This is a genomic window from Nonomuraea sp. NPDC023979, assembly GCF_040639085.1.
GTDB classification, from domain to species: domain Bacteria; phylum Actinomycetota; class Actinomycetes; order Streptosporangiales; family Streptosporangiaceae; genus Nonomuraea; species Nonomuraea ceibae.
In genome coordinates this window covers 1-11,395 of record NZ_JBEZZG010000031.1, presented here as the reverse complement: position 1 = coordinate 11,395, position 11,395 = coordinate 1, and the positions used below count along the sequence as shown (strand labels likewise).

The 11,395-nt window shown below is 72.2% G+C and carries 15 protein-coding genes; 5 read left to right on the top strand and 10 right to left on the bottom strand.

The features are described 5' to 3' along the window. Nucleotides 1-43: 43 nt before the first annotated feature. The gene (locus AB0G11_RS37640) at nucleotides 44-256 is read left to right on the top strand and encodes a hypothetical protein (RefSeq protein WP_219506382.1); all 213 of its coding nucleotides are present in this window, start codon (nucleotides 44-46) and stop codon (nucleotides 254-256) included. Here AB0G11_RS37640 and AB0G11_RS37635 read toward each other — a convergent pair whose 3' ends face one another. Both AB0G11_RS37635 and AB0G11_RS37630 read right to left on the bottom strand, forming a co-directional pair. Then, complete coding sequence (locus AB0G11_RS37635) at nucleotides 257-1,282, bottom strand: acyl-CoA desaturase (protein WP_219506384.1); 1,026 nt, start codon at nucleotides 1,280-1,282, stop codon at nucleotides 257-259. 118 nt (nucleotides 1,283-1,400) lie between these two features. Continuing rightward, the gene (locus AB0G11_RS37630; RefSeq protein ID WP_357591423.1) at nucleotides 1,401-2,648 is read right to left on the bottom strand and encodes an FAD-dependent oxidoreductase; all 1,248 of its coding nucleotides are present in this window, start codon (nucleotides 2,646-2,648) and stop codon (nucleotides 1,401-1,403) included. A 65-nt stretch (nucleotides 2,649-2,713) separates the two neighbouring features. Here AB0G11_RS37630 and AB0G11_RS37625 point away from each other — a divergent pair, with 65 nt between their 5' ends. Beyond that, nucleotides 2,714-3,307 (top strand): TetR family transcriptional regulator, encoded by a 594-nt coding sequence (locus AB0G11_RS37625; protein ID WP_357591421.1) that lies wholly within the window; start codon nucleotides 2,714-2,716, stop codon nucleotides 3,305-3,307. A 47-nt stretch (nucleotides 3,308-3,354) separates the two neighbouring features. Here AB0G11_RS37625 and AB0G11_RS37620 read toward each other — a convergent pair whose 3' ends face one another. From AB0G11_RS37620 to AB0G11_RS37585, 8 genes are all read right to left on the bottom strand, one after another. Next, on the bottom strand, nucleotides 3,355-3,567 hold the full coding sequence (locus tag AB0G11_RS37620) for a hypothetical protein (RefSeq protein ID WP_219506397.1): 213 nt from the start codon (nucleotides 3,565-3,567) through the stop codon (nucleotides 3,355-3,357). 33 nt (nucleotides 3,568-3,600) lie between these two features. Further along, nucleotides 3,601-3,951: a nuclear transport factor 2 family protein gene (locus AB0G11_RS37615; RefSeq protein WP_357591419.1), complete on the bottom strand. Its 351-nt coding sequence runs from the start codon at nucleotides 3,949-3,951 to the stop codon at nucleotides 3,601-3,603. A gap of 3 nt (nucleotides 3,952-3,954) precedes the next feature. Then, a complete protein-coding gene (locus tag AB0G11_RS37610) occupies nucleotides 3,955-4,272 on the bottom strand; it encodes a DUF3140 domain-containing protein (protein ID WP_219506400.1) in 318 nt (105 codons plus the stop codon). Between the two features lie 29 nt (nucleotides 4,273-4,301). Next, nucleotides 4,302-4,961 carry a response regulator transcription factor gene (locus AB0G11_RS37605; protein WP_357591417.1) on the bottom strand — a complete coding sequence of 220 codons (660 nt, stop codon included), beginning with the start codon at nucleotides 4,959-4,961 and terminating at the stop codon, nucleotides 4,302-4,304. Beyond that, nucleotides 4,958-6,109, bottom strand: coding sequence for a histidine kinase (locus AB0G11_RS37600; protein ID WP_357591415.1), 1,152 nt, complete (start codon nucleotides 6,107-6,109; stop codon nucleotides 4,958-4,960). The genes AB0G11_RS37605 and AB0G11_RS37600 overlap by 4 nt, the downstream gene beginning before the upstream one ends. Nucleotides 6,110-6,131: 22 nt before the next feature. Beyond that, nucleotides 6,132-6,704, bottom strand: a complete 573-nt coding sequence (locus AB0G11_RS37595; protein ID WP_357591413.1) for a hypothetical protein — start codon at nucleotides 6,702-6,704, stop codon at nucleotides 6,132-6,134. A gap of 159 nt (nucleotides 6,705-6,863) precedes the next feature. After that, nucleotides 6,864-7,310, bottom strand: coding sequence for a YdeI/OmpD-associated family protein (locus tag AB0G11_RS37590; RefSeq protein ID WP_219506407.1), 447 nt, complete (start codon nucleotides 7,308-7,310; stop codon nucleotides 6,864-6,866). Next, nucleotides 7,307-8,104 (bottom strand): alpha/beta fold hydrolase, encoded by a 798-nt coding sequence (locus AB0G11_RS37585; protein ID WP_357591411.1) that lies wholly within the window; start codon nucleotides 8,102-8,104, stop codon nucleotides 7,307-7,309. The genes AB0G11_RS37590 and AB0G11_RS37585 overlap by 4 nt, the downstream gene beginning before the upstream one ends. A gap of 118 nt (nucleotides 8,105-8,222) precedes the next feature. On the opposite strand from AB0G11_RS37585, the gene AB0G11_RS37580 reads away from it, so the two are divergent. From AB0G11_RS37580 to AB0G11_RS37570, 3 genes are all read left to right on the top strand, one after another. Continuing rightward, on the top strand, nucleotides 8,223-8,642 hold the full coding sequence (locus AB0G11_RS37580) for a nuclear transport factor 2 family protein (RefSeq protein WP_219506419.1): 420 nt from the start codon (nucleotides 8,223-8,225) through the stop codon (nucleotides 8,640-8,642). An 18-nt stretch (nucleotides 8,643-8,660) separates the two neighbouring features. Further along, nucleotides 8,661-9,893: a VCBS repeat-containing protein gene (locus tag AB0G11_RS37575; protein WP_357591409.1), complete on the top strand. Its 1,233-nt coding sequence runs from the start codon at nucleotides 8,661-8,663 to the stop codon at nucleotides 9,891-9,893. 75 nt (nucleotides 9,894-9,968) lie between these two features. Next, a partial coding sequence (locus AB0G11_RS37570) for a sensor histidine kinase (protein ID WP_357591407.1) occupies nucleotides 9,969-11,395 on the top strand: 1,427 nt, incomplete at its 3' end.

The window sequence follows — 11,395 nt, the reverse complement described above, 5'->3', positions numbered from 1 at the left end:
GTACGGGACGTGACCCGGGCCGGTCGCTGGGTAGGTGCGGAAGATGAGCACAGAGGACGAGCTCGCCAGGCTCGACGAGGAGCTGGCGAAGCTGAAGCGGGACAACCAGGAGCAGCGCGACCAGATCCGCGACCAGGGCGCCACCGACCAGTTCGAGATCTCGGCCCAGATCGCCCAGGCGGACGAGCAGGCCGAGATCATCGCCGAGCTGGAGCAGCGCAGGGAGGCCCTGCGCCGGCGCCTGGAGCAGGGCTGATCACCTCAGCGCCGCGCCGACCTCGTGCAGGTGCTGGAGAGCCTGGCCGTACGACCTGAACAGGCCCGTCTCCAGATAGCTGACCCCGATCTCCGCGCAGTAGCGCTGGACGATCGGCTGCGCCTTGCGCAGGTTGGGGGCCGGCATGTTGGGGAACAGGTGGTGCTCGATCTGGTAGTTGAGCTGGCCCAGCCCGATGTCGGTGAGCAGCCCGCCCTTGACGTTGCGCGAGGTGAGCACCTGCTTGCGCAGGAAGTCGAGCTTGTCCTCGGCGGTGAGGATCGGCATCCCCTTGTGGTTGGGCGCGAACGAGCAGCCCAGGTAGACGCCGAACACGCCCTGGTGCACGACCAGGAAGGCCACCGCCATCCAGAACGGCAGCACGGCGAAGACGAGGCCGAAGTAGAGCGCGAAGTGCGCCAGCAGCAGCGCGCCCTCCATGCCCCGGCGCTTGGTCGTCGGCTTGAACACGGCCTTCACGCTGGCCACGTGCAGGTGCCAGGCCTCCAGCGTGAGCAGCGGGAAGAACCAGTAGGCCTGCCACTTGGCGATGAACTTGGGCAGCCCGACACTCCTGGCCACCTGGTCCTCCGACCAGACGATGACCGCGGGGGAGACGTCGGGGTCGTGGTCCTCGTGGTTGGGGTTGGCGTGGTGGCGGTTGTGCTTGGTGTTCCACCACCCCCAGCCGAGGCCGATGGCGAGGTTGCCGATCAGCAGCCCGGCCATGTCACTGGCCCGCCGGGTGCGGAACACCTGCCGGTGGCCGATGTCGTGGGCGACGAACCCGATCTGGGTGAAGACCACGGCCATGAGGACGGCGACGAGAAGCTGCAGCCAGGAGTCGCCGACCCAGACGAACAGCCCCCAGCCGCCCAGATAGGCGCCCATGACGAGGCTGATCCTGACCGCGTAATAGACGGGACGCCGGTCCAGAAGCCCGGCTTCGGTGATCTTGGTGGCGAGTCTGGCGAAATCGCTGCCCCGCGTCTCTAGCTTGACGGGATCGGCCACTGGTCTCCTCATGTTGCGACGGTAGCTGTCCCCAGACTGGCTTATCCGCCGACATTGCGGAAGATCGCCTGTCGCGCCGGGCGCCCGTCACCCGGAGCGTACCCGACCCGCTACAGTGCGCTCCCCGCAGTCAGGCGAAGACCTTGGCCTTGAGCGACGGAACCCGCTGGACCGTGCGCAGGAAGGTCTTGAAGCCGAGGCGGGCCAGCCGGCCGCCGCCGACGAACTGCTCGGCCGCGCGCAGCGAGTCGCGCACGGCGGTGAAACCGTACCCGCGCATCTCCGCCTCGTAACGTCCGATGGCCTGGACGGGGTCGCCGCCACCGGCGAGTGCCTGGGCCAGGAGGCGGGCGTCGCGCAGGGCGGTGTTGGCGCCGATGCCGCGCATCGGGGTCATGCTGTGGATGGCGTCGCCGAGCAGGGTGATGGTGGACGGCTCCCAGGCGTCGACGGGGACCGACGTGCGGATCGGCAGCAGCGAGACCGTGTCGGGGTCCGAGTCGGCGACGAGGCGGCGCAGGTCGGGGTGCCAGGAGGTGATCATGGCGGAGACGGCGTCGCGGAGCTGCTGGCCGGACATTTCTGAAATGTCGCCCGGGAAGCGGTCGAGGGCCGCGCCGACCGCCCACAGGATGTAGCTGCTGCCGTTGTCCATCAGCGCACCCTCCTGCTCGGTGCGCCCGATGCCGGTGGCGGGCGCGTCGCTCAGGTCGTGCGGGGCGCAGAACAGGCCCAGGCCCGACGGCGGGATCACGTTGTTGGGCCCGTCGACCAGCCGGGGACTCAGCAGCCGCCGCGTCCGCTCGGTGAGCGGGAACTTGCCGGCGACCGTGGTGATGCCGGTGTCGACCCGCCGCGCGTGCGGCAGATACTGCCTGCGCACCCGCGAGTTGCCGCCGTCGGCCGCCACCACGATCCCGGCCGTCTCGCTGGCGCCGTCGGCGAAGAACAGCCTGACCCGTCCGTCGGGCAGCCGTTCGTACCTCTCGTACGCCCTGCCGAACCGTACGACGTCGTCCAGGTCCGACAGCAGCACCTGCCTGAGCGTGATGCGGCTGACCGAGTGGTGGTCGTCGGCCGGGTCGGCGGCGGGCGGGGTCTCGATGAGCGCGAGCAGGTCGAGCTGTTCGGTGAGGAAGCCGAAGTCCTGGCCGCCCTGCCCGGTCGTGTCCAGGAACGCCTGCCACAGGTGGGGCGGCAGGCAGTCGCGCAGCGCCCGCGCGCCGTGGGGGTCGATGTGCACCCGGTAGCCCTGCAGCCGGTCGGCCGGGGTGCGGTCCCGCTCGTAGACCGTCACGTCGAGGCCCGCCTTGCACAGTCCGTGCGCCAGGCAGAGCCCGCCGATGCCGCCGCCGATGATCGCGATGTCGTTCGTCATGCCGCAACTATCACCCGTGTGGATGAAACTGTCAACCAAACGGATGGATGATAAAGTGGGCCGGTATGAGGCGAGCACCCGAGGAGAAGCAGCGCGACCCCGAGCGGACCAAGGCCCGCATCCTTCAGGCGGCGCTGGAGGAGTTCGCGGCCAAGGGGTTCGCCGGGGCGAGGGTCGGCGAGATCGCCGCCAGAGCGGGGATGAACAAGCAGCTCATCTCCTACTACTTCGGCGGAAAAGAGGGCCTTTACCAGGCGCTCAGCGCGAGCTGGCTGCGTGAGGAGAGCGCGTTCGCCGACCGGGGCGCCACGCTGGGCGAGCTCGCGGCGGGCTACGTGCGGGCCAACGCCGAGCGGCGCGACTACGGCAGGCTGATGGCCTGGCAGGGGCTCACGGACGACGCCCCGCCCGACCCGGGCTTCGCCGACGACCTGCGCCGCGACGTCGAGCAACTGCGCCGGCGGCAGGAGGCGGGGGAGCTGCCCGCCGACCTCGACCCGGCGGCGGTGCTGGTGGCGCTGTTCGCGATGGCGGCGGCCGGCATCACGTTCCCGCAGGTCGTCAGGGCCGCCACCGGCCTCGACCCGGAATCGCCGGAGTTCGCCGGCCACTACGCCGAGCAGGTCCGGCGCCTGGTCGCGCACCTGGCCGGGACATGACGGAAGGCCCGGCGCCGATCAGGCCCGGGCTGACGCGGCTCGGGGGATCAGTCCGCTGAGATGCGCTCGAACAGGGCCAGCGCCGCCTGCCGCACGTCGTCGGGCGTGACCCCGTCCAGGGTCTGCCTGGCCTGCGCGATGTCGCGGGTCGTCGCCAGCGTGATCGCCACGGACTTCGCCGCCGCCCGGTCCAGCGAACCGGCCGGCGCGGCGTCGGCGAGCTGCTGGGCGCTCGCGGCGAGGTCGAGGTTGTCTCTCAACGGGCCTCCTCGGATGGTCGTCGGCTCATTGCATCACCTGATGTCACGCTCCATCCACCATTCGGTGAATTCCCGGCACCTGCCGTCGGGAACGAACCGGATCACCCAGAGGTTGCTGTACGTCTTGTCCGGATATGTCGTGACGCCTTGGATGACGCTCACCTCGGCCGTCACGCACACCGGATGCCACTGGAACGTCGTCTCACCTGGCCTGTCCTGCCTGGCCAGCCAGTTGGAGACGATCGCGTCCCGGCCGCGCACCGGCATGCTGTACGGCTCGTTGTAGTACACCGCGTCCTCGGTGAAGAGGGCGGCGATCTCGTCCGGATCGTTGGACTCCCAGGCCCGCAGGTAGCCCGCGATCCAGTCCTGCGGCTGGATCATCGCCTATGCCCGCAGCGGGTCGTGCCCCGCGGACATCAGCATGTGCCGCGCCTGGTCGTCGCTCTTGTTGCCGACCGTCTCCACCAGCTCGACCACCCGGCGCATCACGTCGCGGTCGGCGTCGGTCAGGTCCATCTTCCGCTTGCTCAGCACGTGCAGCACGCCCCTGCCGAGCTCGTCGATGCCCAGGTCGGGATCGGCGCTGAAACCGTCCTCGCCCGAGGCGTCGGCCAGCAGGTAGGAACGCAGCTCCTCGGAGTTCATGTTGACCACCCGATGGAACTCGTCCCAGAGCATGTCCGTCTCGAAGCCCTCACTCATACGAGCCCGCCTACCCGTCCGCGGGTCCGTTACGCTCCCGGCACGGCCAGCCCCGACTCGTACGCGGCGATCACCGCCTGCACCCGGTCACGCAGCCCGAGCTTGGTCAGCAGGTTGCTGACGTGCGTCTTCACCGTGTGCTCGCTGACCACCAGCGTCCGCGCGATCTCCGCGTTGGACAGGCCGCGCGCGATCAGCTGCAGCGTCTCGCGCTCCCTGGCCGTCAGCACGTCCAGCGCCCCGGGAGCGGCGCCCGGCCTGGCCGCCGGCCGCGAGGCGAACTCGTGGATCAGCCGCGTGGTGACCGCCGGCGCGAGCAGCGACTCGCCACCGGCGACCACCCGCACCGCGTTCACCAGGTCGTCGCGGCGCACGTCCTTGAGCAGGAACCCGCTGGCCCCCGCCCGCAACGCGTCGAACACGTAGTCGTCCAGGTCGAACGTCGTCAGCATGAGCACCCGGCAGGCCGTCTCGGCGCACACGATCCGGGCCGCCTCGATGCCGTCCATCCGGGGCATGCGGATGTCGAGCAGCAGCACGTCGGGCGCGTGCTCGCGCACCGCCGCCACCGCCTCGACGCCGTCGCCGGCCTCGGCCACCACGTCGATGTCGGGCTGCGCGGCCAGGATCATCGCGAACCCGCCCCTGACCAGCTCCTGGTCGTCGGCCACGACCACCCGGACCGTCATGCCGGCAGCCGGGCGGTGACGCGGAAGCCGGGACCGTCGGTGCGCGGCCCGGCCGTCGCCGAGCCGCCGCAGGAGGCGGCGCGCTCGCGGACGCCGATCAGCCCGTTGCCGCCCGAGGGCAGGGCCCGGCCCGAGCCCCGGCCGTCGTCGCTGATGTCGATCATCAGGGTGTCGTCCTCCCAGGTGAGCCGGATGTCCGCGCGGGTCGCGCCGGCGTGCTTGACGATGTTGGTGAGCGCTTCCTGCGTGATCCGGTACGCCGCGACCGCCGAGTCGGACCGGAGCGGGCGCGGCTCACCGGTGGTCTCGAAGGCGACCTTCAGCCCCGTGCCCGCCACCTGGTCCGCCAGGCCGGGCAGCTCGTCGAGTGTGGGCTGGGGGGCGAGCGGCGCCTGCTCCTCCTTGAGCGCGCCGAGCATCCGCCTGAGCTGCACCATCGCGTCGCGGCCCGCCCCCGCGATCGCGTCGAACGCCGCCTCCGCGCGGTCCGGGTCGGTCCTGACCGCCACCGGGCCCGCCTCCGCCTGCACGACCATGAGGCTGACCGCGTGGGCGAGGATGTCGTGCATGTCGCGGGCGATCCGCGCCCGCTCGCGTTCGGCCGCGCGTTCGGCCTCCATCTCGCGCTCCCTTTCCAGCCTCGCGGCCCGTTCCTCCAGCGCCGCCGCGTGCGCGCGCGACGTGGCCGCCGCCCTGCCGATCGCGTACGCGGCCACGTACAGCACGGTGCTGCGCAGGGCCGTCTCCGACGAGCCGACCAGCGCGAACATGCCACCGGCCATGAGGCAGAGCGCGGTGACGCGGACCCAGCGGGGCGAGCTCGTGGCCACGGTGTAGAGGGCGACCAGGGAGCCGTACCAGATCGGCTGGTCGGCCACGCTGTCGGCGAGGTCGTACAGCCCGCTCACGATCAGCGACGTCACCAGCACGGTCACCGGGAAGCGGCGGCGCCACAGCACCGGCAGCGACGAGCCGACCGCCACCGCGTAGCCCCACCAGGACCACGGCACCCCGAAGTAGCTGGTGCTCGACAGCAGCGGCCAGAGCTGGGCGAGCGTGATCGCGCCGGTGAGGGCCACGTCCAGCAGCGGCTGGGGGAGCGCCCGATAGCGGCGGCGGAGCACGGTGACGAGCGGAGGTTCGGGCACGATGTCCCAGTTTCGCGCAAGATCAGGCATGTGCGGGGACTCGCCGGTCACGTACCGCCAGCGGCAGGAACGCGATCAGCGCGAGCAGCCCGCCCAGCGGGATCAGGTCCAGCGACACGAACGGCAGCAGCACCTGGACCAGCACCAGTGCCGGAACCCAGACCGGCACCTGGCGCCGGACCGCGAGCATGGCCACGAGCACGACCTGCGCGACGTAGAAGAGGACCGGCCCGGCCTGGTAGACCAGCAACGACACCCCCGGCACCGCCTGCACCTGGTCGAACAGCGGCCCCATCGCCTCGTGGTCGGCCGCCATGAACCCCACGACGACGTCGATCGCGAACTGGACGAACGCCAGCCCGGCCCCGGCCGCTCCGGCGACGAGCACGGCGGTGGCGGCCCGGCTGCGCCCGAGCATCAGCCACATTTCCCGAAATATGTAGACAAAGAGCACCAGTGCGCCCATGAACGCCAGATGTCCGGCCGTCCAGGCCGGTCCCGGCCCTCGGCTGCCGTCGATCCCGTCGATGAGCCGCAGGATTCCGTAGCCCGTGGAGAGCAGTGGCGCGGCGAGGTAGGCGGGGCGGATCCGCATGATCTTCTCCTGGTGGAGTCGCTGGTTGACGTCCCCATCCTCGGATTTCCCGCCGCGAAAAGGATCGCCGCCCGGGGCGATCCTGGCTCTCACTCTCAAGAGCGAGGCGGCCTCACCGGCACGGCCGATCCGCCTCACCGGCACGGCCCGGCCGGGAGGTCACGCCTCGCCGGCGGCCAGCTTGGTGATCGCGTCGGCGACGCGGCGCTGCCGGGTCTCGGCCTTCTTGGCGCCCTCGACCTGGAGGACCACCCGGCGCCGCCGGGAGTAGGACAGGCCGTCGAAGAACGCCTTCGCCTCCGGCGCCCGGTCGAGCGCCTCGGCCAGGTCGCCGGGGACCGCCACCTCGCGCGGCGCGGTGTCGAGCTCCAGCGTCACCTCGACCTCGTCGCCCGCCGCCACCCCGGCGCCCTGCCGGTGCTCGGCGCTGAGCGGCAGCAGGTAGCGCCCGCCCATGACGGCGACCGTGCTGCGGTAGCTGTAGCCGTTGACCGTGACCGTCACGGCGGGCCGCCTGCCGGAGCCGAGCGCCTCCACGATGCCGGCGGGCACCTCGAACCCGGTCGCGGTCCTGCCCGCCAGCTCGACGGTGGTGCGGAAGCTCATGCGAAGAAGCCCTTCAGGACTGGGGCCAGCACCCGCGCCTTGACCAGGTGCGTCTGGCCGTCGAGGGTGCGCGCGGCGGCGTCGGGCAGCACGCGGGCCAGGTCGGCGGCGCCGTTGCGGATCCAGGCCGGGCTCTTGCCGCCGTCGATCACCAGCGCGGGCACCTTCACCGCGTCCCACTCGTGCTCGGGAAGCGGCTTGCCCTGCCCGAAGCGCGCCACGAACGCCGCGTCGTAGGCCAGCGTGTGGGCGATCGCCTTCATGCCGGACCAGCCGGGCATGAGCCGCATCATGGCCACCATGATGCCCGGCAGCCCGACGCCCGTGCGCATGAAGTAGCGGATGGCGTCGGCCGGGCGGCCGGCGGCGATGAAGTCGCGGATGCGCTCCTCGTAGTCGTGGGGCATGGGAGCGCGGGTGCCGTCGACCACGAACGGCGGCTCGTACACGGCGACCTTGGTGACCGGGAGCCCGGCGGCGGTGGCGGCCAGGGCCAGCGCCGCGCCGGACGAGATCCCGTACAGGAAGACGGGCTCGCCGATCGCCTCGATCAGCGCGGCGAGGTCGTCGATCTCGCGCTCGACCGCGAACGGCGCGGTGTCGCCGCTGCCGCCGCGCCCGCGCCGGTCGTAGGTGTAGACCGTGTGGCTGCCGGCGAGCTCGGCCGCCAGCGCGGGGTTGGGGCCGGAGGCGCGGTGGCACATCGCCCCGTCGACGAGGATGACCGCCGGCCCGTGGCCGACGCGGGTGTAGGCGATGGTGGTGCCGTCCTGGGAAGTGACCGTGTTCTCCATGCCCTGAGCGTCTCACCGACAAATAAAATTGTCAAGGCGCTTACCTGCGACGTAATGGCGCCCCGGGCCGCGCCCCTGCCAGGCTTTCCAGGTCGTCCAAACGGGGAGGAAGCACCGCATGTCCACACGTGACGTCGTCCAGGAGCTGCTGCGCAGGATCGGCGAGGGCGACCCCCGGCGCATCGCGGAGCTGTACGCCGACGACGCCGACTGGAAGCTCGACTGGCCGGAGGCCGAGCACGGACGCGCCGCGACCCCGTGGATCCGCCACCGCGTCACCCGCGCCGACGCCGAGGCGCACTACCGGGAGATCGCCGAGCACCACGTGCCCGAGGAGGTCGCCACGGTGGTCGAGCGGGTGCTCGTCGACGGGGAGCACGCGGTCGTGCTGGGGGAGATCCGCCAGACCGCCCGCCCGACCGGCCGCGCCTACCGGTCCAGGTTCGCGCTCCACCTCACGGTGGAGGACGGGCTGGTGACGCGGCACCACGTGTACGAGGACAGCCTGGCGGTGGCGCAGGCCTTCGACGGCGCCTGAGCCGTACGATGGGCGGGTATGAGGCGAGTCGTCGGCGCGGTGCTGCTGCTGGTGACGCTCGCCGCCTGCGCACCCCCGCCCGAGACCCGCAACCCGCCCGCCACGTCCGGCCCGCCTGTGGCCTCCGGTCCGCCTGCGACGTCCGGCTCGCCCACCACGTCCGGTTCGCCCGCGACCTCGTCCGGCCCGTCGGCGGGAAAGCCGGTTGGCCGGGGCCGGCCCGGCGACCTTGACGGCGACGGCTATGCCGACCTGGTCTTCGCCTCGGGTGACCGCCTCGACGTCGTCCGCGGCTCCCGTACCGGCCTGGACCCCGCCACCCGCGTGTCCGTGCCCGCCGACCGGTTCCGGGTGTGGCTGATCAGCCAGAGCGTCCATGCCGACCTCGACGCCGACGGCTACGGCGACGTCGTGGTGCACGGCGGCCCGCCCGAAGGGGAGATGGCCCCGCACGTCCTCTGGGGCGGCCCGCAGGGCGTCGGCCTCGTCCCCGTGCGCGTGGGCAGGAAGAGCCTGCTGCATGCGGTGACCGGCGACTTCGACGGTGACGGCGTGGCCGACGTGGCGGCCCCGGCCTCGGGGCGCACGGCCCTGGTGCTGCTGTACGGCCCGTTCACGCGCGAGGGCGTCCCGGCCCGCGAGGAGACCCGGCCGTCCCCGTCAGGCGGGGAGTTCTGGCGCCTGGCCGCCGGGCCGATCGGCGCAGGGCGCCGTACCGGGCTGCTCGTGTACGAGGGCGACGACGGCGAGCAGGTCGCGAGCCGGCTCGTCCGGGGGCCGGGGGAGCCGGTCCGCAGGCTGAACGCGGGGATGGCGTCGGCGTTCGGCGACTTCGACGGCGACGGCCGGGAGGACGTCGCGGTCGGCGACGACGGCGGCCGCAACAACGAGCCCGGGTTCGAGACCGAGCCGCCGGGCGTGGACCGGACCCTGACCGTCTACTACGCGGGCGGCCGCGTCGAGAGCCTGCGCGGGGCCAAGGGCGGGGCGGTGGCGGGCGACTTCGACGGCGACGGCGACGACGACGTGGCCTTCGGCGGGTTCTGGCCCGACACGCCGTCGGGGCCGCGCCTGTTCCGGGGCGGTCCCGGGGGGTTGCGGGACGCGGGGCCGATCGGCGCGGGGCGCGGGCTGTCGCCGCTAACCGCCGGGGACTACGACGGTGACGGGGACGACGAGCTGGTGCTGGCGTCGGAGAAGAGCGTCGCGGTGTCGGACGGGCGGGGGGCGATGAGGTCGTTCAGCAGGTGAGCAACCTTTTTATGACGATTTATCAATACGAAGCCGTGCATAATGCGTCCAGCTCCAGGAGAGGCAGGGACCAGCATGGCTCGGAACGCCATCGTGGCAGCGCGGGCCGCGGCCGTCACCTTGGCGGTGCTGTCCCCGCTGCTCGAACTCGCGGCGCTGGCGATCTGGCAGTCGCTGCCGCCCGAGTGGACCCCGGCGCAGACCGCGACCCCGCAGTCGGCCGCCGCCCTGGCGTTCCCCGTGGTCGGCGCCGTCCTGATCTTCCACCGGCCCAAGCTCGGCATGGCGTGGGTCATGTGCCTGGGCGGGCTCGCCGGCGCGGCCAGTGACATCACCAACGCGCTGCTCTTCCACTACGCCGACCTCGGCCGCTACGAGGTGTCGAGCTGGCTGCGGATCGCGACGCTGATCCCGTGGGGGATCTGCGGGGCGACGCTCACCGCCGTGCTGCCGCTCTACTCGCCCGATGGCCGGCTGCTGTCGCCGCGCTGGCGCTGGGTCATCGTCCTCAGCGTGGCCGGGCTCAGCCTGAACATCCTGCGCGCCGTCGTGCGCCCCGACCCGTCCCTCGCCGACTACCCGTACCCGGTCGTCATCACCAACCCGCTGGCGGTGCCCGCGCTCGGCCCGTACCTGCAGGTGATGACCGTGGCCGGGTGGACGCTCATCTACACCTCGATGGCGCTGGCCGCGTGCTCGATGGCGTTGCGGATGCGGCGGGCCGACCCGGTCGGCAGGCGGCAGATCGGCTGGCCGATGTACGCCTTCGCGGGCTACATCGTGTTCCTGGTCGTGGGCGGGGCCGTGCCGGAGCTGATGTGGCTGTCGATCACCTGGGCGGCGCTGATCCCGGTCGCGATGGCGTTCGCGGTGATGCGTTACCGGTTGTACGGGATCGACACCGTGGTCAGCCGCACGTTCGTGGCGGCCGGGCTGCTGGTCGTGGTGAGCGCCGTGTACTTCGGCGTGGGCGCCGTCTCCTCCGTGCTGGTCTCCGGGTACGACCAGATCGCCGGTCTGGCCTCGGCCCTGTTCGCGGGGGCGTTCTTCCAGCCGTTGCGGCGGTGGTTGCAGCGGCTGGTGGACCGGATGCTGTACGGCAGGGTCGGTGACCCCGCCCTGCTGGCCGAGCGGCTGACCCAGGCGATCCGGCGTGGTGATCCCGCCGAGGCGCTCACGTCGGTCGTGGCGGTGCTGAAGGACGGGCTGGCGGTGGAGGGCGTGGCCGTCGAGGTCGCCGACGGCGAGCCGCGCTACGTCGAGAACGGCCGTGTCGGCGCAGCGCCGCGGCGGGTGCCGCTGGTCTGGCACGGTGAGCAGGTCGGCCGTCTGCTGGTGGGCGCGCCCGGTCCGCGGCGTTTCCCGGCCGCGCACAACGAGCGCGTGCTGGCCACGCTCGCCCCGTACGCCGCCGACGTGGCCCACGCCGTGCGCATGGCCGCCGACCTGCAACGCTCACGCGAACGGATCCTCAGCACCCGCGAGGAGGAGCGCCGCCGCCT